The sequence below is a fragment of the Paraburkholderia sp. RL17-337-BIB-A genome (genome assembly GCF_046025895.1).
Classification (GTDB): Bacteria; Pseudomonadota; Gammaproteobacteria; order Burkholderiales; family Burkholderiaceae; genus Paraburkholderia; species Paraburkholderia fungorum_C.
Genome location: NZ_JARESY010000002.1, coordinates 3,626,661 through 3,650,488, shown reverse-complemented (window position 1 = coordinate 3,650,488; position 23,828 = coordinate 3,626,661). Strand labels below are relative to the sequence as shown.

The 23,828-nt window shown below is 59.9% G+C and carries 19 protein-coding genes; 14 read left to right on the top strand and 5 right to left on the bottom strand.

Annotated features, from left to right (window positions below; genetic code table 11):
- Positions 1-154: 154 nt before the first annotated feature.
- The 14 genes from P0D84_RS36900 to P0D84_RS36835 all read left to right on the top strand — a co-directional run bounded on the left by P0D84_RS36900 (position 155) and on the right by P0D84_RS36835 (position 17,570).
- Positions 155-1,630, top strand: coding sequence for a sigma-54 interaction domain-containing protein (locus tag P0D84_RS36900; RefSeq protein WP_408345508.1), 1,476 nt, complete (start codon positions 155-157; stop codon positions 1,628-1,630).
- A gap of 87 nt (positions 1,631-1,717) precedes the next feature.
- Positions 1,718-1,978, top strand: a complete 261-nt coding sequence (locus tag P0D84_RS36895; RefSeq protein ID WP_408345505.1) for a hypothetical protein — start codon at positions 1,718-1,720, stop codon at positions 1,976-1,978.
- Between the two features lie 514 nt (positions 1,979-2,492).
- Positions 2,493-2,696 (top strand): hypothetical protein, encoded by a 204-nt coding sequence (locus tag P0D84_RS36890; RefSeq protein ID WP_408345502.1) that lies wholly within the window; start codon positions 2,493-2,495, stop codon positions 2,694-2,696.
- 94 nt (positions 2,697-2,790) lie between these two features.
- Positions 2,791-3,990, top strand: coding sequence for a serine hydrolase domain-containing protein (locus tag P0D84_RS36885; protein WP_408345499.1), 1,200 nt, complete (start codon positions 2,791-2,793; stop codon positions 3,988-3,990).
- 264 nt (positions 3,991-4,254) lie between these two features.
- Positions 4,255-4,545, top strand: coding sequence for an H-NS histone family protein (locus P0D84_RS36880; RefSeq protein WP_408345496.1), 291 nt, complete (start codon positions 4,255-4,257; stop codon positions 4,543-4,545).
- Positions 4,546-5,270: 725 nt separating this feature from the next.
- The gene (gene fae / locus P0D84_RS36875) at positions 5,271-5,795 is read left to right on the top strand and encodes a formaldehyde-activating enzyme (protein WP_408345493.1); all 525 of its coding nucleotides are present in this window, start codon (positions 5,271-5,273) and stop codon (positions 5,793-5,795) included.
- Positions 5,796-5,881: 86 nt separating this feature from the next.
- Positions 5,882-6,919, top strand: a complete 1,038-nt coding sequence (locus tag P0D84_RS36870; RefSeq protein WP_408345490.1) for an aldo/keto reductase — start codon at positions 5,882-5,884, stop codon at positions 6,917-6,919.
- The gene (locus tag P0D84_RS36865; RefSeq protein ID WP_408345487.1) at positions 6,916-8,355 is read left to right on the top strand and encodes an NAD-dependent succinate-semialdehyde dehydrogenase; all 1,440 of its coding nucleotides are present in this window, start codon (positions 6,916-6,918) and stop codon (positions 8,353-8,355) included. The genes P0D84_RS36870 and P0D84_RS36865 overlap by 4 nt, the downstream gene beginning before the upstream one ends.
- Positions 8,356-8,543: 188 nt before the next feature.
- The gene (locus tag P0D84_RS36860; RefSeq protein ID WP_408345484.1) at positions 8,544-9,929 is read left to right on the top strand and encodes an MFS transporter; all 1,386 of its coding nucleotides are present in this window, start codon (positions 8,544-8,546) and stop codon (positions 9,927-9,929) included.
- Positions 9,930-10,296: 367 nt separating this feature from the next.
- Positions 10,297-10,854 carry a fimbrial protein gene (locus P0D84_RS36855; RefSeq protein WP_408345481.1) on the top strand — a complete coding sequence of 186 codons (558 nt, stop codon included), beginning with the start codon at positions 10,297-10,299 and terminating at the stop codon, positions 10,852-10,854.
- A gap of 76 nt (positions 10,855-10,930) precedes the next feature.
- Positions 10,931-11,674 carry a fimbria/pilus periplasmic chaperone gene (locus tag P0D84_RS36850; RefSeq protein WP_408345478.1) on the top strand — a complete coding sequence of 248 codons (744 nt, stop codon included), beginning with the start codon at positions 10,931-10,933 and terminating at the stop codon, positions 11,672-11,674.
- A gap of 133 nt (positions 11,675-11,807) precedes the next feature.
- The gene (locus P0D84_RS36845) at positions 11,808-14,519 is read left to right on the top strand and encodes a fimbria/pilus outer membrane usher protein (protein WP_408345475.1); all 2,712 of its coding nucleotides are present in this window, start codon (positions 11,808-11,810) and stop codon (positions 14,517-14,519) included.
- The gene (locus tag P0D84_RS36840) at positions 14,516-15,649 is read left to right on the top strand and encodes a fimbrial protein (RefSeq protein WP_408345472.1); all 1,134 of its coding nucleotides are present in this window, start codon (positions 14,516-14,518) and stop codon (positions 15,647-15,649) included. The genes P0D84_RS36845 and P0D84_RS36840 overlap by 4 nt, the downstream gene beginning before the upstream one ends.
- Before the next feature lie 319 nt (positions 15,650-15,968).
- The gene (locus P0D84_RS36835) at positions 15,969-17,570 is read left to right on the top strand and encodes a peptide chain release factor 3 (protein WP_408345469.1); all 1,602 of its coding nucleotides are present in this window, start codon (positions 15,969-15,971) and stop codon (positions 17,568-17,570) included.
- A gap of 213 nt (positions 17,571-17,783) precedes the next feature.
- Here P0D84_RS36835 and P0D84_RS36830 read toward each other — a convergent pair whose 3' ends face one another.
- The 5 genes from P0D84_RS36830 to P0D84_RS36810 form a co-directional block, all read right to left on the bottom strand.
- Positions 17,784-19,130 (bottom strand): type II toxin-antitoxin system HipA family toxin, encoded by a 1,347-nt coding sequence (locus tag P0D84_RS36830; protein WP_408345466.1) that lies wholly within the window; start codon positions 19,128-19,130, stop codon positions 17,784-17,786.
- 38 nt (positions 19,131-19,168) lie between these two features.
- Positions 19,169-19,558 (bottom strand): helix-turn-helix domain-containing protein, encoded by a 390-nt coding sequence (locus tag P0D84_RS36825; RefSeq protein WP_408345463.1) that lies wholly within the window; start codon positions 19,556-19,558, stop codon positions 19,169-19,171.
- 689 nt (positions 19,559-20,247) lie between these two features.
- Complete coding sequence (locus P0D84_RS36820; RefSeq protein WP_408346314.1) at positions 20,248-20,724, bottom strand: hypothetical protein; 477 nt, start codon at positions 20,722-20,724, stop codon at positions 20,248-20,250.
- 665 nt (positions 20,725-21,389) lie between these two features.
- On the bottom strand, positions 21,390-22,361 hold the full coding sequence (locus tag P0D84_RS36815) for a fimbrial protein (RefSeq protein ID WP_408345460.1): 972 nt from the start codon (positions 22,359-22,361) through the stop codon (positions 21,390-21,392).
- 368 nt (positions 22,362-22,729) lie between these two features.
- Positions 22,730-23,599 (bottom strand): LysR family transcriptional regulator, encoded by an 870-nt coding sequence (locus P0D84_RS36810; protein ID WP_408345457.1) that lies wholly within the window; start codon positions 23,597-23,599, stop codon positions 22,730-22,732.
- Between the last annotated feature and the right edge of the window lie 229 nt (positions 23,600-23,828).

Here is a 23,828-nt window from a genome sequence, read left to right as displayed (position 1 = left end):
ACGTCTCTAAAACGGGACGCAAATCAGCTGAACATAGGGCGAACCGAGGTTAAACCCTTATTCTGTGTGCTTGCGGTCGATCTCGTCGCTGAGATAAGCTTGTCTACGAAATGAGACATGCATAAATAAAACGATAGCCGGAGACAGCGACACCATGATGAACGACTGGGCGGGTCTTCCTGCCACTTACGGCGATGTGCTGCGCCGTGCGATGGATTCGCTCTTCCGTACGTTCGAAAATTCCAGCGAAGGCACCTTCATCGTCGACGCCGAGGCGCGCGTCGTCTGGATCAACAAGCGCTACGCGGCGCGCTTCGGTTTTTCGGACCCGGAGCAGGCGATCGGCCGGGATTGCGAGGAGGTGATTCCCAACAGCCTAATGCGCGAGGTTGTGAACACCGGCAAGCCGATTCTGCTCGACATCCTCGAAACGGACCGCGAGCCGCTTGTCGTGACGCGGCTGCCGCTGAAAGACGATGCGGGCGAAACGGTCGGCGCGGTGGGCTTCGCGTTGTTCGACGAGTTGAAGGCGCTGACGCCGCTTTTTTCCCATTACTCGCGCGTGCAGCAAGAGTTGATCGCGACGCGTCAGTCGCTCGCGCAAGCACGACGGGCGAAGTACACGTTCAGCAGTTTCGTCGGCACGAGCGCGGCCAGTCTCGAAGTGAAGCGCCAGGCGCGCCGCGCCGCGCAACTCGAGTCGCCGGTGCTGTTGCTCGGCGAAACCGGCACGGGCAAGGAACTGCTGGCGCATGCGATTCACGGCGGGTCGGCGCGAGCCAATCAGCCGCTCGTGACCGTCAACGTCGCGGCGATTCCGGACACTTTGCTGGAAGTTGAATTCTTCGGCGCCGCGCCCGGCGCCTATACGGGCGCCGACCGGAAAGGACGCGTCGGCAAGTTCGAGCTCGCGAACGGCGGCACGCTGTTTCTCGACGAAATCGGCGACATGCCGTTGCCGTTGCAAGGCAAGCTGCTGCGCGTGCTGCAGGACAAGGAATTCGAGCCGCTTGGCTCGAATCGGATCGTGCGCGCGGATGTGCGGATCATCGCGGCCACTTCGGCCGATTTGCCGGCGCTGGTCGCGGCGGGGCGTTTTCGCGCAGACCTGTTCTATCGGCTGAACGTATTGACGATCCTGGCGCCGGCGCTTCGCGAGCGTTTGTCCGATATTGAAGCGCTGGCCTACGCCATGCTCGAGGACCTGTCGACGCAAGCGCGCGGCGCCAGTCACTTCGAATTGCAGGACGATGCCTTACGGCTGCTGTGTTCCTACGGATGGCCCGGCAATGTGCGCGAACTGCGCAATACGCTGGAGCGGGCGGTGATGCTCTCGGACAGCGAGCGAATCGACGCACGTGCGTTGGCGCCGTTCATTGGTCCGGCACCGGGTGGTGGCCGTCGTCCGCACGTGTCGAGCACGCTTTCCGGGGCGCACGCTTCGGATATGGCGGCTGCGGGGGCGCCCCAGGCGGCGTCGTGGAGCGACGCCATGGCGGCGTTCGAAAAACGCTTCCTGAGCGACGCCTTGCGCGCCAACGGCGGACGCGTGATCGAGACGGCCACGCAGATCGGCATGGGCCGCGCGACGCTCTACAAGAAGATCGCGGCCTACGGCATCGAGATGTGACAACGTCCGGCGACATCAAGTGACGCAGCGCAATTGCCGCGTGGCACAATCGCGTGATCGAAAAACAAGACGTGATCGGGGTTTCAAATGAAACGCAGTCTCTCCTCTTGCGCGCGCCGGGCCTGTGCCGCGCTGGCGCTTCCCGCAATCGCCATGCTGGGCGGTTGCAGCAGCAGTTCACCGCTGTTTCTGCCGGACGGCCGGCCGACTACGCTGGTTCAATGTCCGGCCGGCTCCGACTCCTGCTCGCAGCAGGCAAGCGCGGCGTGCGGCGGCGCTTTCGACGTGGTGCGCCAGTCCAGCGAGAACGGCACGCTCAGCCTGATTTACGCCTGTCGGGCGAAATGAGGTGGCGCCAGCCAACGGCTGGCGTCGCAGGCTTGTCACTCCTTTCCTAACCCGCCGCCCGGTTGAGACGGCGGGCGTCTCCCTCTCAGCGCAGATCTCATTTGATCGTGACAAACCGGATATCAGGCGAGCGGCTGTCACACACGCTGTCACACAATAAGCACATGGCCGTCATAACTATCTACCTCTAATGTGCATTTACTGAAACGCTATGATGCGCATTGGATATTTGCCGAACTGCTTTGAGATTATTATTCACTGTTTGAGCCGATAACAAATCGCCGCGATCTCGCCGTTAGACCGACTCCGTGCGCCACCTAACGGAACGCGAAGATTCTTCGCAGTATCGTCATCTGGCCGGCTCGAAATTAAACCTATACGCAAAATTTGCCGGCTAGCGGCGGGGCGGATTGCCGCTAAAAAGAAAGATTTTCCGTTTGAGAGACTGAATGGCGTAATTGCGGCGCGTTTCATGCTGTTTGAACGAGTTCAATGAGTAATTCCGGGGTAAACAATGAATCACCGCCAACTCGAAAAAGATATCGAGCATCTTGAACATGTCATTTCACATATCTCCGCTGAAGACCGTATTCCGCTGTCATATTGGCGCAACCGCATTGCCTTGGTGTCCGGGGCGGTACTGATGCCCGCGCAAGCCAGTCGCATCAAACGGCTCAATGCAGCACTTTCGGCCCTGGAGGCGCGGCAGAAGGCCTGACCGTCCCACGGAAGGAATATGACGTGTACCTTCTGATCGGGTAACGTTCTTTGCAAAAAATAAGGGAACGTAACGCCTACGGCTCAGGAGGAACATGCAACCAGCAGGACTTTCAGCGATGCGGCTCACAGCGCTCACGAACGCCATGCAGGGCTATGTGGAGCGCGACGAAGTGGCAGGCGTCGTTTCGCTGGTCTGGCGGCGCGGCGAAATCGGCTATTTCGAGCCGCTCGGCTTGCGCGACGAAGCCGCGCAATTGCCGATGGAACGCGACACGCTGTTTCGCATCGCGTCGATGACCAAACCGGTGACGAGTGCGGCGATCCTGATGCTGATCGAAGAGGATCGGCTCGCACTCGACACGCCGATCTCCTTGTGGCTGCCGGAACTGGCTGCGCCATCCGTGCTGCGCGATCCCACCGGCCCGCTCGACGAAACCGACCCGCTCAGAGCGCCGCTTACCGTGCTCGATCTGCTTACGCATCGCGCCGGCTACGCCTATCACTTCACGGCCACCGGTCCGCTGGCCGAGGCTTACGCGGCCGCTTTCAACGGTATTGAAGCGCATGGGGACGCCAGCGCGTGGCTGGCGCGTATAGCGGGTTTGCCATTGATGTTTCAGCCCGGCTCGCGCTGGCACTACGGCATCGCGACCGATATCCTCGGCGTGCTGATCGAGCGCGTGACAGGCATGCGGCTCGGCGAGTTCTTCCGCACGCGGATCTTCGAACCGCTCGGCATGCGCGACACGGCGTTCTGGGTGCCCGGCGCGCAGCTGACGCGTTTGGCCACGGCTTATGGCGTCGAGCCGGGCACTCGCCGGCGTGTGGTCGAAGATCACCCGTCGGCGAGCCGCTGGGCGAATCCCGAGCGATTCCAGGGCGGCGGTGGCGGTCTTGTCTCGACTGCGCAGGACTATCTGCAGTTCGCGCAACTGTTGCTCGGGCGTGGACGCGTTGGTTCGACACGTTTGCTGTCGCATCGCTCGGTCGATTTGATGCGCTCCAATTTTCTGACCCGCGACCAGCGTCGCGTGCCGGCGTTCGGTCATGTGCTGTGGGCGGGGCAGGGTTTTGGCCTTGGCTTGTCCATCGTCGACGATCCGGCGCAGCAGTTGCCGCTCGGCTATCGTTCGATGGGTTCGTTCGGCTGGCCGGGTGCGTACGGCACAAGCTGGTTCGCCGATCCGGTGGAAGACCTGATCGGTCTCATGCTGATTCAGCGGCGTGCTGTCGAACCCTTTCCGATGTCTGTCGATTTCGAACGCCGCGTGTACGATGCAATTGACGATTGAGTGCGTTTGCTACGGTCGTTGAGTGGGAAGCCTTGAACGGCGGTTAGTCGTGGGCTGCCCTGGGCGGTCACCTTCCGCCTTGCATAGCCCTCTTGGGCGGACCAACTTCCGCGGCCGGTCCCCGGCGGACCGGCCTGCGCGACGCGCCCCGCCCCGCGCGTGCGGCTCTATCCGGCACTTTATTCGTCTGATAGTGTGCGCCCAAGGAGACTTCCTCCGGAGCGTCCGCATTGCAGTTCGTCAAAATCGATCGGAGTACCTGCCATGGCCTCATACAAACAGTTGACCGCCCAGCTCGAAAAGCTCCACAAGGAAGTCGCGGCGGCGCGTGAAAAGGAGATCGCTCAGGCGATCGCCGAGATCAAGCAGAAGATCGCCGAATATGACTTGACGGCGGAAGAGCTCGGTTTCGCGAGCAAGCGTGCGGCGGGACGCAAACCGGCAGCGGTCGCCAAGTACCGCAACCCGAAGACCGGTGAAACATGGAGCGGCCGTGGCCGCTCGCCTGGCTGGCTTGCGGGCAAGAATCGCGAGCGCTTCCTGATCGAAGGTTGACGCCGCTTTGTGCACGGCGTCTGTGCTCGTGACGCGTCGGTCCTTTCTGAAGTGAAGTTGCGTCGGGTTTTTCTCGCACCGCTGAGAGGGTCCCGAAAACGCTCACCTTTCGCGTGAGCTTGCAACGCGCGCCATGGATTTCTCCTCGCCCCTCCAGCCAGGATTCGTTGTTTCGGTGAGCCTGGTTTTGTCGAATGACGCACCTTGAGGTGTGATCATCTCTGCTGTACTTCGGGCAGCACCCACTTTCCTCCAAACCCGCGCCAGCCTTTGCTGGCGGGCGTTCCCAGGCTATGCGAAACACCGTGTGGCGCGTCATCCGGTTCTCACGCGGCCGTTTCCACGAACTTTGTCTTGCTGCTGAACTTCGCGCTGCTGGTGCGTGAGCGGCCATCTGCGTGATCACCTTTCATGGCGATTCGAGCTTAGCAATCGCGAGTCCCGAAAACGCTCACCTTTGGGCTCGTGCGTGGGCGCGACGTGGTGCGCCATGAAATGCGTCACCTCGCGCGTAGCCAAATGCGCTGCTTCATACGCCACCTGAGGCACTACCTCATGCGCCGCCTCACACGCCACCCAAGACGCGACCTCATGCGCCCACCACACGCGCTTGCGGGCAAACCCGGAGATGAGTTCGCCTCATACCCTGCATCAAAACTCATCGATACATGATCGCGAAGTCCGGACGCCACAATCGGTCATCCAATTACCCCGACGGAAAGACCATGAGCGTATCGACGGACAAACAACTCTTTATCGGCGAAGGATTCGAAGGCCCCGGCGTCAACCTCGCACATATCAACGTACTGGTCGGCCCGCGTAACGGTCCGGCAGGGCAGGCCTTTGCCACTGCATTGGCGACGCCTTCGGCAGGACACGCGCCGTTCGTCGTGATCGCGCGTCCGGGCGTGCCGACCAAACCGTTGACGCTGTACGTGAACAAGGCGCAGATCGGCAGCGACTTTCACGGCAACGCAACGTGGGGCGCTTCGCAAGCCGGTATTGCCAAGGCGGTCGCCGAGGCGCTTGAAAACGGCACGCTGCCGCCGGAAGCGGAAAACGATTGGGTGGTGGTGTCGGCGAACTGGGTCAACCCGGGCACCGACGATCTCGACGCCGTCTTCGAGAACAACTACCGCGCCTGCAAGAACGCGATCCTCGCGGCAATGAAGGGGCTGCCGCATCGCGATGAAGTGTTCGCCGCCGCGCGCGATGTGTCGAATCCGTTCTATACCCCCAAACAACGTTAATCACGCGCAACGCGGTTCGCGCGCCGTGAGCGGCGCGCGGCTGCGTGCGCTACCGAATGCGATCAGGAAGCAAGGAGACAAGCGCTATGGAATACATTCGCCTCGGCCACTCGGGCCTGAAGGTATCGCGTCTGTGCCTCGGCACGATGAACATGGGCACGCCGCAATGGAAGCCGTGGATTTTCGACGAAGCGCATAGCGAGCCGATCGTGCGTCATGCGCTGGAAGCCGGCGTTAATTTCATCGATCTCGCTGATTTCTATTCGACGGGTGTAGGTGAAGAAGTGGTGGGCCGCATTTTGAAGCGCATCGCGCGCCGCGAGGAAATCGTCGTGACGACCAAGGTCGGCTATGACATGGGCGCGTATCAGAACGCCGGAGGCCATTCGCGCAAGCACATCATGGACGGCATCGATGGCTCGTTGAAACGCCTCGGCATGGACTACGTCGATATCTACATGCTGCATTTCTTCGACGTGAATACACCGGTTGAAGAAACCATGGGCGCGCTCAATGACATTGTGTGCGCCGGCAAAGCTCGCTATATCGGCGTATCGACGATGTACACGTGGCAGTTCGCCAAGATCATGCAGGTGTGCGAGCGCAACGGCTGGCACAAGCCGATCAACATGCAGCTGCAACTCAACTTGGCCTATCGCGAGGAGGAACGCGAAATGATTCCGTACTGCCAGGATCAGGGCGTTGGCGTATCCGTGTTCAGTCCGCTGGCGCGCGGACTGCTGACCTGCGATCTGAGTTCGACGCGCAATCAGACTGATTTCTTCACCGCACAGATGTACGGCGATGTGGCGTCGCGCGAGATTGCTGCTTCGGTGGCGCGGGTGGCGGCGCGGCGGGGTGTGTCGGCTGCGCAGATTGCGCAGGCGTGGGTGCTGAATCATGGCGGTGTCGCCAGCATGCTGGTTGGCGCGGACACGCCCGCGCAATTCGATAGCGCCCTGGCTGCGCTCGCCACGAAGCTCGCGGAGGACGAACTGTTCGAACTCGAACGCAATTACACCCCGTGCGATCTGATCAACGACTACACCGCGGGTAAACGCATCGCCCGCGAAGCGCGGCTCGCGCAAGGCACGTTTGTCGAGAACCTGGAGAAAGCGGCATGAACGAATTTCTCCGCACAGGTCATTACATTGCCGGCGAATGGTACGAAAGCGCGACTACGTATGCCGTGCTGAATCCGGCAACGGGCGAGGTCATCGCTCAGGTTGCAAGAGGCGGCGCCGCGGAAACGACACAAGCCATTGCCGCCGCCCAACGCGCGTTACCGGCATGGCGCGCGATGACAGCAAAGGAACGCAGCGCACGCGTTAAGCGCTGGGGCGAGTTGATGCTTGAGAATCGCGACGCGCTCGCCGAACTACTGACACGTGAGCAAGGCAAACCGCTCGCTGAGGCGCGCGGCGAAGTGGGCTATGCGGCGAGTTTCTTCGAATGGTTCGCCGAGGAGGCCAAACGCAGCTACGGTGACGTGATCCCAAGTCCGAATCCGAACGCGAAGATCATCGTCACACGCGAGCCGGTCGGCGTGGTCGCGGCCATCACGCCTTGGAATTTCCCGCTCGCGATGATCACGCGAAAGGCTGGCCCAGCGCTTGCGGCGGGCTGCACGATGGTGCTCAAGCCGTCGGAAGAGACGCCATTGTCGGCTTTCGCTCTAGCCGTGTTGGCGGAGAAGGCGGGCATTCCAGCGGGCGTCTTCAACATCGTCTCCGGCGATGCCGTCGCGATCGGTGGCGCGCTGACCGAATCGGATGTGGTGCGCAAGCTGTCGTTCACCGGTTCGACGCGCGTCGGCAAGCTGCTCGCGAAACAGTCAGCGGATACGCTGAAGAAGCTCTCGCTGGAACTCGGCGGCAATGCGCCGTTCATCGTGTTCGACGACGCGGATATCGACGCCGCCGTGCAAGGCGCGATGACTTCGAAATTCCGCAACACCGGGCAGACCTGTGTGTGCGTTAACCGCTTCTACGTGCAGGACGGTGTCTACGATGCGTTCACGCTGGCGTTGACACAAGCCGTGCGAAAGATGCGTGTCGGTAACGGGCTGCAAGGCGAGGTCGAGCAAGGTCCACTGATTAATCAGGCCGCGTTGAAGAAGGTCGAGGCGCATGTCGCCGATGCGCTGCAAAAGGGCGCAAAGATCTTGACCGGCGGAAAACCGCACGCGCTCGGCGGCACGTTCTATGAACCGACAGTGTTGGTCGACGCTTCCAGGTCGATGCTAATCGCAGAGGAAGAAACCTTCGGCCCGGTCGCAGCGTGTTTCCGCTTCAAGACGGAAGCCGAAGCCGTTGCCGCCGCCAACGACACGCCATTCGGTCTCTCCGCGTATTTCTACACACGCGACCTCGCTCGCGCATGGCGTGTTGCCGACGCGCTGGAGAGCGGCATGGTCGGCATTAACGAAGGCATCTTGTCGACCGAAGTCGCGCCGTTCGGTGGCGTCAAACAATCGGGCCTCGGCCGCGAAGGCTCTAAGTACGGCCTCGAGGAATACACCGAACTGAAGTACATGATGATGGGCGGACTCGGACGCTAGCGTCGTGTATTGAACTTCAAGTCTGTGCCTCGTGTTGCTTCTGCCAAGCAGCCAAGCAGCCAAGCAGCCAAGCAGCCAAGCAGCGAAGCAGCAAAGCAGCAAAGCGAGGCGCACGAAGCAGCGTTGCGTGTTTGAAGCCGGTCGCACGCCGGCTGCGCAAGCGCTGCCCACACAACGAAGGAGACAGCGTGAGTAATCAGGATATCCAGACGGCGACGCTAGGCCTCGCCCCCACTTCGCCGTCCGCCGCGGCTGCGGCTGTACGCGGCCCCGTTCCTCTCGACGACGTGCCGCTGAACACGTTCCACGTCAAGATCGCCGGACTCACGTTCGGCGCGCACTTTACCGAAGGTTATGCGCTCGGCACGATCGGCTATGCGCTCGCGTCGCTGAATCGCCAGATGCCGCTCGACGCTTTCTGGATGGGCATGATCGGCAGTTCCGCGCTAATGGGCATCTTTGTCGGCAGCCTTGTGTTCGGCTGGTTGTCGGATCGCCTGGGACGGCAGAAGATCTTCCTGCTGAGCTTTTTGATCATCACCGCCGCGGCGTTCGCGCAGTTCTACGTGAGTTCGCCGTTTGAGCTGTGTTTGCTGCGGGTATTGATCGGCTTCGGTATGGGCGGTGATTTTGCGGTCGGGCACGCGATACTCGCCGAATTTTCGCCGCGCAAGCATCGTGGCACCTTGCTCGGTTCGTTCAGCGTGGTGTGGACGGTCGGCTATGTGGTGGCGAACGTGCTCGGTATGCATTACGCGGACGCTTCGCCGGATGCATGGCGTTGGCTGCTTGCATCTGCGGGCGTTCCAGCGTTGATCGTGCTGATCTTGCGCATGGGCACACCGGAATCGCCACGCTGGCTGCACGGCAAGGGGCGTGTCTCCGAAGCCAAGGCGATCGTGCTCAAACACTTTGGTCCCAATGTAACGCTCGACAGCGGCGACGACGAGCACGCTCAAACGCGGGGTGGTTTCATGCGCCTGTTCAAGAAGGATCTGATTCGCAGAACGATCTTCAATTGCGCGTTTTTTGTGTGTCTCGTGATTCCGTACTTCGCGATCTACACGTTCCTGCCGACCATTCTTAAGGCAATCCATCTGAACGATGGTTCGGGCGCGGATTTCCTGCTGAACGGGTTCCTGGTGCTTGGTGCGTTGATCGGCATCTGGCTGACGATCAAATTGTCGCGCCGCCTGTTTCTGATTGGCTCGTTCGCGGTGACGTGCGTGTCATTGATTGCGTTGAGCCTGCTGCCGGAATCCGCCACGCTCGGCATGATCGTCGCGTTCGCGATCTTCACACTGACGATGTCTGCGTTTTCGAACCTAGTCGGCGTATTTCCGCCGGAGTGCTTTCCGACCGAGGTACGGGCGTGCGGTGTGGGGCTGGCCATTGCGTGCAGCCGCCTCGGCTCGGCGGTCGGCACCTTCCTGTTGCCGCTCGGCATCGTCCATCTGGGCTTCCACGCGACGATGATGGTGCTCGCCGTGGTCTTGCTGATCGGCATGGTGGTATCGATCGCCTGGGCGCCTGAGACAAAGCATCTGACATTGAACGAAGCAAGCGGCGCGTAGCCCGCTCACGCGCTGTAAGAAAAACCCGCCGCATCGGCAACGATGCGGCGGGTTTTTTATTTGGTGCGCTGGATCTGAATGGACCTTCCCTCTTCGGATTTTAGGAAAAGTCTTAGTCGCCTGCGCGCGCCGAAGCACAACCGTCAGAAACATCCATGTTTCATGTAGGGAAAGTCTTATCCAAATAAGAATCGTCCTAGGTACATAGGAATCTCGAAACCCTAACATTGGTTTGTGCCTGAACGAGAGGCCAATAGTTCGAAGCAGATATCGAGAACATTGGAGCGCCCAGGACCAAATGGCGGGTCTCAACCAATATCGATCCGCCAAGGATTCACAAATTTCTTAACTCACTGGAGCAGCAAACATGAAAGCAATTTTCCCCGCACTCGCAATCGCCACCACCGGTCTGTTGGGTCTCGCATCGTTCGGCGCCCACGCCGCGGACGGCACGATCACCATCACCGGCACGGTGTCGGATACCACGTGCTCGATTAACGGCACTCAAACCGGCGCCTCCGCTGACAAGTCGATCACGCTGCCGGAAGTGACCGCAGGCACGCTGTCGGCGACCGGCAAGACGGCAGGTACGTCGAACCCGACCGATCTGGCGTTGACCCTGAGCGGCTGCTCGGGTGCGGCAACCAAGGCGATCGCGCACTTCGAAAACGGTTCGACGGTAGACCAGAACAGCGGCAACCTGCTCAACGCCGGTACGGCGACAAACGTGCAAGTCCAATTGCTGAACTCGAAGATGCAGCCGATCAACGTCACGACCAACTCGAACAACCAGTTGGCAACGGACGGCGTGACGATCACCGGTGGTGCCGCAAGCCCGAAGTACTTCGCACAGTACTACGCGACGGGTAAGGCAACGGCCGGTACGGTCAGCTCGCAAGTGCAATACACGATGCAGTATCAGTAAGCGCGGACCGAGGCGTTCGCGAAGGCGAACGCCTTTTTAACGGCCTTTTTTCAAGATTGCGTTTAGAGGTGATGTGATGAAGTTGCTCGGAAAAATGACGATGGGAATCGGTTTTGCTTGTGCGCTGCTTGCAGGCAGCGCACAAGCAAGCGTAACGATCGGCGGTACGCGAGTGGTGTATCCGCTCGAGCAGCGCGAGGTCACCGTCAAGCTGGATAACGACAGCCGTAACCCGTCGCTCGTACAAGTGTGGATGGATGACGGTAACGCAGACGCGAAACCCGGCGAGATCAAGGTGCCGTTCGTCATTACGCCGCCGATCTTCCGCATGGACCCGAAGAAGGCGCAAACACTGCGCGTGATGTATAGCGGCGAAGCGTTACCGCAGGACCGTGAGTCCGTGTATTGGCTCAACGTGCTCGATATTCCGCCGAAGGCAAGCGGTGCAACGGATGCCAACGTGCTGCAGTTGGCCTATCGCACGCGCATCAAGGTATTTGTGCGCCCGGCAAAGCTGCCGGGCAAGCCGGAAGACGCGCCTGCCCAATTGAGCTGGAAGGTGACGGCGGCGCCGGGCGGCAAGGGCCAGGCCGTTAGCGTATCGAATCCTACGCCGTACTACGTGTCGTTTAGCGAAGTCGATGTGGAAAGCAGTGGACACACCTACAAGAACGAAGAAGGCGGCATGGTTGCCCCTCATGCGACGACGGTGTTGCCGATAGCAAAGATGGACGCCGTTACGGCCGGCGCGAAGGTTCACTACATGGCGATCAGCGACTACGGTGGCGCCCTCAACGGCGACGCGACACTCGGCCAATAGACCGCAGCAGTTTGCCGGTCGGGCGGCAGCCACCCGCCCTTAGCTAAACCCATTTTTGAGCACGGCGTGCGTTGCACAGGCAACGCACAAGGACGACGCACGCCTGTTTCAAACATTAGAAGTTACTCAGATCATGAAACTTTCACCTCGTCATCAATCGCATGCTCGTGTCAGCGAATTTTCTGGCGCGTTCGGCCTGAGCCCTGTCGCCGCAGTGGTCATGTCGGCGTTCGCGGTGCTGGGCGGCGTCCAGTCGGCGAGCGTGAATGCAGCGGAAACCAGTGACGCGGGCGCGTCGGTCCAGTTCGATACGACGTTTCTGCGTACCGACCCGAGCCAAACCGTGGACGTCTCGCGTTTCACGAGCGGCAACCTGGTACAGCCGGGCGTGTATTCCGTCGACCTTTTTGTCAACGACGTTCGCGTTGCACGCCAGGATGTGCGCTTTGTGGCGACTCGCGATGGAAAGAGCGCGCGTGCTTGCTTCAGCCGCGAGTTGCTGGAAAAACTCGGTGTCGACTTCGCCAAGGTTGGCGCCGATACTGGCGCAAAGTTACCGGGGCACACATCTACCGAAGCGGCCGGCGCCAAGGACACGCATTCCGCGACAGATGCAAGCGCCTATGCTGAGGAATGCATGGACCTGGGCGCGACGGTACCCGAGGCGACCGTCGACTTCGACTTCTCTGAACAGAAGCTTACGCTGAGCGTGCCGCAGAAATACATGCGCAACGCCGCACGCGGCTATGTGCCTCCGGACATGTGGCAAAACGGCGTGAACGCGGGTTTCGTCAGCTACAACGCGAATACCTATCACACCGCCGGCTCGGGCACGCAGTCGACACAAAGCTATTTGGGCCTGAATGCCGGCGTGAACATCGGCGCGTGGCACTTCCGTCACCAATCGTCGTTGTCGCAGGGGACGGGCCAAGGCACGCATTTCGACAACATCGCGACCTATGTGCAGCACGACGTTGCCGCGCTGAAATCGCAAGTGACGGTGGGCGACGGATCCACGACGGGCGACGTGTTCGACAGCGTGCAGTTCCGTGGCGCGCAGATTGCCACCGATGACCGCATGTTGCCGGAATCGCTGCGTGGCTATGCGCCGGTGGTGCGTGGCACGGCGGAGTCGAATGCGCGTGTGACGGTCCGTCAGAATGGCCAGGTGATCTATGAAACCAGCGTGTCGCCGGGGCCGTTCGAAATCAACGACCTGTATGCGACTGGCTACGGCGGAAATCTCGACGTGACGGTGACGGAAGCGGACGGCCGCACGAAGACTTTTACTGTGCCGTTCGCTTCGGTTGCGCAGTCGTTGCGGCCGGGCACCACGCGGTTCTCGGTGACCGCCGGACAATTGCGCAACAGCACGCTTGAGTCGCAGCCGAATTTTGCACAGTTCACGTTGCAGCGTGGCCTCACCAATCTGGTGACAGCATACGGCGGCGCCGTTGCGGCAAACGGCTATGTCGCGGCTGACCTCGGCGCCGCGCTGAACACGAAGTTCGGAGCTTTCTCCGCCGATGTCACTGGCGCACAAACTCAGGTGCCGAACCAGAGCACGATGCGTGGTACCAGCTTGCGCATTGGCTACAGCAAATTCATCGATCCGACGAACACGAACATTGCCGTGGCTGCGTACCGTTATTCGACCGCGGGCTTCCTGAATCTGTCGGACGCGTCATCGGTGCGTGATCTGGCCATGCGCGGCGGCGACACGAATTCGGTCTATCGCCAACGCAATCGTTTCCAGCTTACGGTCAACCAGAATATCAAGGATCACGGGTCGGTGTTCCTGAGTGCGTCGTCGCAGCAGTACTGGAATCACGCCGGCAGCGATACGTTTTATCAGGCCGGCTATACGAACAGCTTCAAGTACGGCACCTACAGCGTTACCGCGGGACGGACCCGCAACGCAGACGGGTCGATGTCCAACCAGTACATGGTCAGCACGACGCTGCCGCTTGGCCACAGCCAGCATACGCCGTTGTTGTCGACGAACGTGTCGAGCTCGGGCGGTAACACCAATCTGCAAGCCAACGTGAGCGGCTCGCTTGGCGACGCCAACCAGTATTCGTACAACGCGTACGGGACATATGGCAACGGCAGTGGCAGCAATACCGGCAACGCTGGCGTGAGTGGTGCATGGCGCGCGCCGTATGCGCAGATGACGGCATCGGCAAGCGCGGGCTCGGGTTCGAGGCAGGCATCGGCCGGTATCAGCGGGTCGGTTGTCGCGCATCCGGGCGGCGTGACGTTTTCGCAGACGGTTGGCGATACGTTCGGCATCGTCGAGGCGCCGGGTGCAGCGGGCGCAAGCGTGACCAGCGCGCCGGGCGTCAAGCTCAATGGCCGTGGCTACGCAGTGGTGCCTTATCTGACGCCTTACGGCATGAACGTGGTTGATATTGATCCGAAGGGCACGTCGACCGACGTCGAATTCGAATCGACTTCGGAGCAGGCCGTTCCGCGCCTCGGGTCGGTGGTGATGATCAAGTACAAGACGGTGAGCGGACGTGCGGCGCTGATTCGTGCGCCGCAACTCGGCGACAAGGCGCTGCCGTTTGGTGCGGATGTGGTTGATGGCAATGGTCGCAACGTGGGCGTCGTGGCGCAGGACAGCCGGATTTTTGCTCGTGGGCTGGAAGACAAGGGCTCGTTGTTTGTGAAGTGGGGTTCGGCCGCTTCGGAAGAATGCCGGATTGATTATGTGTTGCCGAAATCGACGGGTAAGGCGGGAGCTGCTTATTTGTCGGTGGAAGGGCATTGCGTGGGTGGCGATGGATTGAACCTTGCCGACCATGGTTCGGTGCCGAGGGCGCCGATGGAGCTATCGAAATGAATGAGATCCTGGATCGCAGTATTGAACGAACCAAAGCTGAATGTTTAAGCATGGCGAGCAACTTTTCTGGCGCATCAGCGACACGATCGAGACACAAAATCATGTGGAAAATCCTTGGCATATTCTTATTTGCGCTTGCCCAGTTGACTTTGGGCGTACCCAAAGCTCACGCGGCGACCGTAAGTTGCTCCTTGCAGTCCGGCCTCAATTTTGCGCCAGTACTCGACACGTCGGGTTTCGGGCGAGATTCGACCGTCGGTAGCACCACGCCAAATTATTCGACACCGGTGAACTTCACTTGCACTGGCGATCCAGGTGCTGACCGCGACATCTTCTTGGACTTTCAAGTGTCGGCAGCAACGCTTGTATCAGGCTATACAGATCTGTTCAAAACAAACGTTGATAGTGTCGGGGTGCGATATACGATTTCCAACGGTGCGGGTACCACTTGCAATAGCCTTCCCGTGACCGTTTCCACCGGTCTGAAAACGGTAACCTGCCATCAGCTTCACCAGGCTGCATCGCCAGGACAAACCTATTCGGTGGTCGTCTCGGCCCAATTCGTGAAACTTGCAAATGGCGCTGTTGGTCCGCTTACGACCATCCCTGCTTTGTCGGTCGCGAACCGCATCAACAACCAAAGCGGAACTACAGCATGGGGAAACGTATTTACAGGTTCTGCGAGCGGCAACTTTTCCAGTCTGACTTGCTCGGTCACTACGCCGTCAGTCGCCGTCTCGATGTCCCAGGCGAACACGAACCGGCTGCCTGCCGTCGGATCGACGGACGCGACGATCCCGTTCAATATCGGCTTGAACTGTGATCCGGGCGTTAAGACCTTTATGACGCTTACTGATGCCACTACGCCGTCCAACACCAGCAACACGTTGTCGCTAGGAACCGACTCCACCGCGGCGGGCATTGGCTATCAGGTTCTGTACAACAGTAACCCGATATCGTTCGGACCTGATTCAGCTGCAGCGGGCAACGTCAATCAGTTTTCGGCTATGTCCAGTCCGGCTGCGGGCGGTCCCGTGAATATTCCGTTGACTGCCCGCTTTATCCGAACCGGTGACATGACACCCGGCACGGCAACCGCGAAAACGACGTTTACGATGTCATATCAGTAGTCTGGGGGAAGGCGGCAAGAAGCCGCTTTCCTCCACGCGGCGGCCCCATCGCGGGCGGCCGCATATGCCCCCACAAAGCCCATTTCCCTACGCACGTCCCCATGACGTGTATCATTCGTTCCCTGCGCTGTTCTGCGCTGGCGATTCCCGTATTGTCGAACGCTCGTTCGTGACCTGGTTCCGACGCGGCGGGTTGCCATTGTGACGCGGGTTACAGACCCAACTCCCGCAGCTCGACGCCGCCGCGCCAGACGTGGCAGCCCAGAGGCCACAAGCCGCTGAAGTCCGCCCGAACCCCTATCCGTGACCGCCAGACCCGATGTCAGTCTCCGAACTCAAACGCCGCCGCACGTTCGCGGTCATTTCCCACCCGGATGCGGGCAAGACCACGCTCACTGAAAAGCTGCTGCTGTTCTCGGGCGCGATCCAGATCGCCGGCACCGTGAAGGGCCGCAAGAGCAATCGCTACGCGACGTCCGACTGGATGGAGATCGAAAAGCAGCGCGGCATTTCCGTCGCCAGCTCGGTCATGCAGTTCGAGTACGGCGACGCCGTCATCAACCTGCTCGACACCCCGGGCCACGAAGACTTCTCCGAAGATACCTACCGTGTGCTGACCGCGGTCGATGCCGCCGTGATGGTGATCGACGGCGCGAACGGCGTAGAAGCACAGACGCTGAAATTGCTCGAAGTCTGCCGAAGCCGCAAGACGCCGATCGTCACCTTCATCAACAAGCTCGACCGCGAAGTGCGTGAGCCGCTCGAACTGCTCGACGAGATCGAACAACACCTTGGCGTGGCCGCCGTGCCGTTCACGTGGCCTATCGGTATGGGCAAGGACTTTCAGGGCGTCTACGACATCCAGCGCGACCAGGTTCGCCTGTTCCGCGCCGGGCAGGATAAGGCGGGTGGCGAGGTCGAAACGCTGCAAGCGCTCGGCGACGAAGAAGGCGAACGCCGCTTCGGCCATGCGTGGGTCAAGGCGAAAGAAGAGATCGATCTGATCACCGGCGCGTCGCCTGATTTTGATCGCGAGCAGTTCCTCGCCGGTCAGCAGTCGCCGGTGCTGTTCGGCTCGGCGATCAACAATTTCGGGGTGAAGGAAATTCTCGATGCGCTGGTCGATCTGGCGCCGCCGCCGTCCATGCGCATGACCGTCCAGCGTCCCGTGCTGCCGGACGAGCCGAAGTTCACCGGCGTCGTCTTCAAGGTGCAGGCGAACATGGATTTGGCGCACCGCGACCGCGTGGCATTCATTCGCGTGTGCTCCGGGCATTTCGAACGCGGCATGGCCGTGAAGGTGACGCGCACGAACAAGACGTTCCGCGCGAATAACGTGGTGACGTTCCTGTCGCAGCGTCGCGAGACGGTGAGCGAGGCGTATCCGGGCGACATCATCGGTATCCCGAATCACGGCACGTTGAGTCTCGGCGATACGCTGACCGAAGGCGAACAGTTGCAGTTCGTCGGTTTGCCGTTCTTCGCGCCGGAAATTTTCCAGACGGTGGAAGTGGTCGATCCGATGCGCGCTAAGCAACTCGGCGAAGCGCTGAAGCAACTCGGCGAGGAAGGCGCGATTCAGGTGTTCCGTCCGGAAGTCGGCGGCTTGATGATTTTGGGCGCGGTCGGCCAACTGCAGTTTGAAGTCGTGTCGCATCGCTTGTCGACGGAATACAAGGTCGACGTGCGGATGGCGCCGGCGCGTTATCGGATGTCGCGCTGGGTGACCTGCGACGATGCCGCCGAGTTGCGCCGCTTCACCGATTCGTATGCGGCGCGGATTGCGCTCGATGCGTCCGATGCGCCGACGTATCTGGCGTCGCACGTGGGGGAAATCGAAGTCGCGCAGAAGGCGTGGCCGAAGATCGTCTTTAACGAATTGCGCGAGCATTCGGGCGCGCCGTTCAAGAAGGCGATGTAAGCGTATGTATGTCGCGCGGACACGGGCGACCCGGTCCGTGCGACTACTTTCGCCGCAGCAATCTTTCACTTTTAGCTAACGAGTCATGCGGTGAGAGTGTGTTGTACGAAACTCAGGCCCTGAAGCTGTACGCCAAGTGGAGAATCGTAACGAACGAATGCGTGCGCCAGAGGCGTCGGCGCACGTGGCACAGCTATATTCAGGGGATGTATTTCACGGCAACAGCTTGCGCAATTCCGGTGTCGAGATGTCATCGATGTGGCGAAACGCTGGTGCGGCTTTATCCATCTCCACCGCATCGACACCGAACTCCTCGAAGTAGACCCGCCACTCGCGCACCACGCGCCAGATGTCTGCAATCAACTGGCTGGCTGTGCGCCGGGATAGCGTGAACTTGTCGTGCCAACTCAGGGCGTTGTCCAGAGTAGCCAGCCTTCCGTCCTTGCCTATGCTCAGGTGAAGATAGCGCTCGGTGGCATTGCTGGCGCGAGGCAGAACATCGTAAAGCGGGCTCAATCGCCATCCGGGCAACGCGGCATCCCAGATGAAGCCGTGGTTGCGCAGGTGGTCATCGTCGTTGCTCACGAAGATGTTATAGACCATGCGCTTGAAGAGCTCCGCGTTGTCGTCGCGAATTACGCTCGGGTGGCAATATTTCCGAATGGAGTCGGCCAGGTCTGCATACGACTTGTCGCGCGACTCAGCCTCATCGCACGCCACAAGCGTGAGGCCGCTGACAAACCCCGAGCGGTGTTCAACTCGCCCATCGCCAGACCCGAGCTTCAGGAGATCGGCGTATTGCGCCGGCGCGCCGCCCGGCATCATCCAGTAGCGGTCGAATCGACGGATAAGCATGATGCGGCGGTCGCCAAGCAATAGCGTTTTCACTGGTGGCACTGTCAGCCCTGCTTTCTCTGCCATTCTGAGCGCGGCGTACTCGATGCCTGGAATATCAAACCGGTCATGGCGGCTTGCGAACTTGGCGAGCCACAGCACCTCTTGGTCATCGCGAACGGAGGCCTTTGGGCGCGCGCCACCCAGAGCGGTACCCTCCACGAAAATGGCTTCCAGGTGGGCCGGAACGGGTAGGCCGTCCTCGATGCGTTCCGCAGCCTCCATCAGGTGGTTCAGGGTGTGCCAGTTGCTCACGCCCGCCGTTGGCAAATCCGTCCGGCTGGAGCGGATGTCGAGCGCTCCCACGCGTTCACTTCCCGCGTGCAGGAGATACTCCGATTCAGCGAGGCTGTTCGGCGGCGCCCTGAGCTTGGCCTCGATAACGCGCCGCCCCCATGAGTCAGGCGCTGCATCGCGGATGCCACCAAAGAAATGAAGGGCATTGACCGGCAGCAGGTATTTGCCTGAGATGGACGTTCGGTCCGCAATGCTCAGACTGACCGGGTCCACCTCCAGTGCGTCGTCGCGCTTGAGGTAGTTCAGACCATAGGCGAAGCTCGATGCGACAAGGTTCGAGCCCTCCTCAGTCAGGACGAGTTGTCCGCATGGCGCCCATTGCGCGCCCATGTTGGCGAAAGCTATCAGTCTTGATTCGCGCGTCGCCATTGAGATCCTTTTTTAGCTGTGTAGGGTAAAGCGGACAGTTAGAAATTCAGTTCGTCACGCTCGGCTGCGCTCATCTCGCGAACCCGGGACCTACGCTCGCGCACCGCCAACGCCGCCAACGCCGGGTCTTTTTCCGAATACAGGATTTCAAGCGATGTGCCGGGTGCGATGGCATCCAGATACCGCAGAACCTGTCCGATGGCGAGGCCTGGGTCGCCGTGTTCGAGGCGGTACACGGTGTTGCGCGACAGACCGGCGCGCAGCGCCGCGTCTGTCTGCTTGACGCCGCGCGCAATGCGCAGCCGTGCCAGCAGTTCTCCGAGGCGTCTGCTTTGCTCGAGGAGAGACGGCGCGAGGGCGGAAGCTTGGGTCACCTTCATGTTCGTTAAAACACTCATTATGAGCTTAATGCTCGATATATCGAGCATATTAGATCATTGATCGCCGGACGTCAAAGTGTCATCGAGAAAGACATGTGCCTTAAATCGAGCATAAAATCGATAATGCTCGATTTTACGATCATTCTAGATCGAGGATCTTTTGCTTTGCGGTTTTATTTGGGGCGTTCGGCTAGTTGGGCAAAAGGCGGCACGATGGAAGGAGCCACCCTTACATCGTGCCGCCCTTGTCATACCCGATTGGCTTGCAAAGCCTATTGATACGACATCGTGAAGGTGGCCAATCCTTTCGCTGTGCCGGCGTTCAACGCGCCTGTTGTTCGCACGTACTGCGCGGTGAGTGGAATGCTCATCGGTCCGCCCACGGAGGGTACCCGCCGACCATTGATTGAGATTGTCAGCCGCCGGAGAATCGGCGCCATAGGAGATCGGCGTTGATCCCTTCAGGATCTGCAGACCGACCCCCGTCGCGGTCGAGTCGGGTGACAGGTTTAGCGTCGTCGAGGTGTTGGACGGATTCGTTGCGTCGGTAAGCGTCACGCCGACTTTCAGACCTGCTGTGCAGTTCAGGTCCAAGCTAATCCGCTCAATCATGTGAAAAGGCCCCGCCGACGAGTGACGGGGCCTGTTTTTCGCGTGGAGGTTTGGGGCGGTTGGCGCTGTCCTATCCTATCTGCTCGAATCGAGGTTTATGCAGAACGGCGACGGCCTTTGATGAATCAGTGTCGCACCGGCACTGTTTGCTGCGCGTCTTCACCTGCATCTGCATCTACGTCTCTCGTGCTTCCAGCGGAAGCCTGTTTGCGCTCTTCAGTCTTTGCCGTAGGTGAAGCTTGCCCAGCGATGTTTGATGCTTCCGCAAGAAGGCGTGCGGCACGGTTCGCGGTGATGCGGCTTTGCGGGATGCCCTTCGCATCGAGTGCGATCACCTGGTACAGCTCACGGTCACATTCGAGCTCCTGCTGATATTGCTCTGCCGTGTCGACAAGTAATTCAAGCATGGTCTGTTGACGTCGCCTTTCGTCGCTCATGACGGCAGGATTCCTACACATTGAGGACGCAAGTGTGATCACCGTGTTCAGTTGGCTCAACTGCCGGTCGCAAAGGTGGAAGGCGGACAACGCCAGCTTTTCGTACTGGAGTGCGTCGACTGGCGGACGTGAATCGGGTTGAGATTGTTTTGTGGATTTGCTCATGGTGCGACCTCCCTGATACTTCATGGATCGCCCGACACTCGCTTGCAAATTGGGTGAGCGGGCACGAAGCGGGATTGGAAGACCGGCGCTAAACCAAACCGGCGAGCCTTGCGACTCCCCCACAACGGCCCGCCCATTGAAGACCAACAGACGTGCAGATGTAGACGCACCACCCGCCGGAGCGGGTGTGCGGGTTTAGCTAGCAGGCTTCCAAACCTGACCGCCGGGTGTTTCCCGACAGTTTGATGATTATAAATCAGGGCAGCGTGGCGTCGGTCGTTTGTCCAGGCCAATAGTCGATTTTGGCCGTTTGGATAAGGCGCTGAGGCGACTCGGCGACTAGGCGAGGAGGGCGCAATTCAGGTGTTCCGCCCGGTAGTCGGCGGCTTCATCTAATTGATCAAGTAAAAGGCTGAGTCGGAAACGTGGCCCTTTGCACTAAGGCTGACGCGGTTCTCCGACGTGACGGCCGAGTGGATGCGGATTCGTGGCGGACATCTGGTCGTATTCGGAAGTATGACGAACATTGCGCCTTCTCGGCGGCGCCAGCTTCAGCCTCGTTGACGAAGCCTTCAGGCGCGAAACAGACCAGCCCTGGAACATCTTGTCGAAAGTCGTCCGAATGCGTAAGCGGTCATTCAACTGGGCCGTTTGCGCGACTTCTATTACTGGTAGCTCATCGTGAATATGGCGGAGGCGTTGACCCGGCCGGCCGTCACGTCAACTGCACTTAGCCGGTAGTACTGCGCGTAAAACTGGAATGACATGTTGCCCGTGGTGCCGGAGGTTAGCTGAAGGGCTTTATCCAGAGTTATCGGTTTGTGTGACGTATCGAGCAGTTGTACGCCGACGCCAGTCGCCGTGTCGTTCGATGCGACTACTGTAGGCACCCCCGACGCGCCCGACACGGAAGAGAATGTCACAGCGACTTTGACGCCCGATTCGCAACTAAGGCCGATTGAGAACGGAGTTTTGGCGGCGGTTGAGCCGGCACTGGCGAACATTGAAGGGCTTACCGTTGCAAGCGGGATCGTCTGATTCGCGGTATCGGCTGTGACCGAGCAACTGACTGGGCGAACCGGAGTGCCACTTGCTACGGACATCAAATTTTTTCCATTATTTAGGGCTGCCCTTGAGTTCAAAATGCGGGTTGCATACTTGGCGGCCGAAATCGTACCGCTTTGAATGGGTCCGGTCTTAACGAGTTCGAACGTACCCGAGACGTTAAAACGTCCATTGGCAGCGGTCTTGCCGAGCGACGAAGTGGTAGAGCAGGCACCCGTGCCCACCATCGGTTTTCCGTTGCTGTCACGCATTCGCATACCAACGCCAGCCAGGTTGGTTGGGTAGACGCCGGTCATGTTCGCTACGGCGGTCCCGCCGCCCGGGCAGGCAACGACATCTTTGTTAGCGAGAGAAACGGAACACTTACCGTTAAGGGTGAATGGCTTGAGTGTGCCGGGGATCGTCTGACCGACAGGAAGTGAGTTCGACGTGGCTATCGCGCCATAGGTAAACGTCGTCGGCAGACCCGTTGTCCGGCAATCTGCATGCGCGCTAGCGGTCCAGCCAAGCGCAATCATTAAGGAATCGAAAGCGTGCGAAATTGCGCATCTGGCGGATTTGAACTTGAACATTCTGGTTACCAGTTGAACTCAGCGAGTTTGTAAGATGGCTTCCCGCTAGGACTCACGTAAATGCCCCTGTCCTCTGACACATCGTCCGGACGTTGCTGCGGACGGGCAGATCGACTTGTAAGCAGAAAGGGTTGCGATTAGTCAAATCTTCGCCCAGCACCATCCCAATAAAAAATCGGATTATTCTTAATTAAATGGGAATATGCCTAGCTACATTGCGGAAAAATCTGACGTTGCAACGAAGGGGTGGTCTGGATTGGACGCTTAGGAACGGTGGGCAGTGTGATTGGCGCGGGTGCGCAAGCGATTGCCCGCGCATGTAACGGAGACTTGGCACGATTCGGCGTGCCGGAGCCCGCCTGTATTTGTCACTGCATCTTCAAAACCTCTTCTCGCATCCACCGGGCAAACGCCTGCACATGCTCAAGCGCCGCGTGGCGTTGCGCCACGTCGAGCCAGTAACCGAAGGGCCCCGTCACTTCAACATCGGAAAACTGCGCCAGACTCCCGTCCGCCAGTTCCTCGGCGATCATGTTCCGATCCACCACCGCTAGCCCCGCCCCCTTGCGTGCCGCGCGGATTGCCTGCTCCAGTGTCGAGAACTCGATGCCGTTTTCCGCGTAGCGCGCGGGCAGACGCGCCGTCGCCAACCAGTTAGGCCACAAGTCGAGCCGGGCGTTGTTATGCAGCACATGCAGCGCGGGCATGTGCTCGAGCAGCATATCGAGCGATTCGCCGAGCAGACGCGGTGCGCCGACGAGTACATGGCGCTCCATCATCAGCAATTCGGAATGCGCACCCGCCAGCGCGTCGCGACCGAAGCGGATCGTGCAGTGACAGTCCTCAGTAGGCGAAGTGCGGACAGAAAGCTCGACATCGGGCAATTGGTCCGCCAGCGAACCGAGCCGCGGCGAGAACCATTGCGTCGCGAAAGTGGGCGGCACGGCGAGCACGAGGCGGCGCCGGCCTTTGACTGTGGTGATTTGCCGGAAGCCGCGTTCGATCGTGTCAAACGCATCAGAGAGGCAAGGCAGGAATTGCTGGCCCGCCTGCGTCAAACGGATACCCCTGTGATCACGCTCGAATAGCTTCGCGCCGAGCGAATCCTCAAGCAGCTTGATTTGCCGGCTCACCGCGCCCTGCGTCACGCATAGCGCAGTAGCTGCACGATTGAAGCTCATATGACGGGCGGTCTCTTCGAAGAAACGCAACGCGATCAACGATGGCAAGCGCCGCATAAATCACCTTCTGTCTCTTTGTTCATCCCGAGCGGCGTGGCTCTTGTTGCGCACTCGCTTGCGGAATCGGTGTTCGTGTCGCGAGTTGTCTCCGACGCGCTGTGCCGACCTTCAACCGGCTACGCGTTTCAAGGTAAACAGGCTGTTCGGTATCCATAGGATTGTCGCATCCTGGCGCTATATTTTGCCTAAACGAGCTAAAAAATTTTAGGGCACGTTGGCGCGAATC

Excerpts from the sequence above, each read along its gene's own strand:
- P0D84_RS36900 (WP_408345508.1), top strand. The coding sequence starts at position 155 with ATGATGAACGACTGGGCGGGTCTTCCTGCCACTTACGGCGATGTGCTG.
- P0D84_RS36895 (WP_408345505.1), top strand. The coding sequence starts at position 1,718 with ATGAAACGCAGTCTCTCCTCTTGCGCGCGCCGGGCCTGTGCCGCGCTG.
- P0D84_RS36890 (WP_408345502.1), top strand. The coding sequence starts at position 2,493 with ATGAATCACCGCCAACTCGAAAAAGATATCGAGCATCTTGAACATGTC.
- P0D84_RS36885 (WP_408345499.1), top strand. The coding sequence starts at position 2,791 with ATGCAACCAGCAGGACTTTCAGCGATGCGGCTCACAGCGCTCACGAAC.
- P0D84_RS36880 (WP_408345496.1), top strand. The coding sequence starts at position 4,255 with ATGGCCTCATACAAACAGTTGACCGCCCAGCTCGAAAAGCTCCACAAG.
- fae (WP_408345493.1), top strand. The coding sequence starts at position 5,271 with ATGAGCGTATCGACGGACAAACAACTCTTTATCGGCGAAGGATTCGAA.
- P0D84_RS36870 (WP_408345490.1), top strand. The coding sequence starts at position 5,882 with ATGGAATACATTCGCCTCGGCCACTCGGGCCTGAAGGTATCGCGTCTG.
- P0D84_RS36865 (WP_408345487.1), top strand. The coding sequence starts at position 6,916 with ATGAACGAATTTCTCCGCACAGGTCATTACATTGCCGGCGAATGGTAC.
- P0D84_RS36855 (WP_408345481.1), top strand. The coding sequence starts at position 10,297 with ATGAAAGCAATTTTCCCCGCACTCGCAATCGCCACCACCGGTCTGTTG.
- P0D84_RS36850 (WP_408345478.1), top strand. The coding sequence starts at position 10,931 with ATGAAGTTGCTCGGAAAAATGACGATGGGAATCGGTTTTGCTTGTGCG.
- P0D84_RS36845 (WP_408345475.1), top strand. The coding sequence starts at position 11,808 with ATGAAACTTTCACCTCGTCATCAATCGCATGCTCGTGTCAGCGAATTT.
- P0D84_RS36840 (WP_408345472.1), top strand. The coding sequence starts at position 14,516 with ATGAATGAGATCCTGGATCGCAGTATTGAACGAACCAAAGCTGAATGT.
- P0D84_RS36835 (WP_408345469.1), top strand. The coding sequence starts at position 15,969 with ATGTCAGTCTCCGAACTCAAACGCCGCCGCACGTTCGCGGTCATTTCC.
- P0D84_RS36830 (WP_408345466.1), bottom strand. The coding sequence starts at position 19,130 with ATGGCGACGCGCGAATCAAGACTGATAGCTTTCGCCAACATGGGCGCG.
- P0D84_RS36825 (WP_408345463.1), bottom strand. The coding sequence starts at position 19,558 with ATGCTCGATATATCGAGCATTAAGCTCATAATGAGTGTTTTAACGAAC.
- P0D84_RS36820 (WP_408346314.1), bottom strand. The coding sequence starts at position 20,724 with ATGAGCAAATCCACAAAACAATCTCAACCCGATTCACGTCCGCCAGTC.
- P0D84_RS36815 (WP_408345460.1), bottom strand. The coding sequence starts at position 22,361 with ATGTTCAAGTTCAAATCCGCCAGATGCGCAATTTCGCACGCTTTCGAT.
- P0D84_RS36810 (WP_408345457.1), bottom strand. The coding sequence starts at position 23,599 with ATGCGGCGCTTGCCATCGTTGATCGCGTTGCGTTTCTTCGAAGAGACC.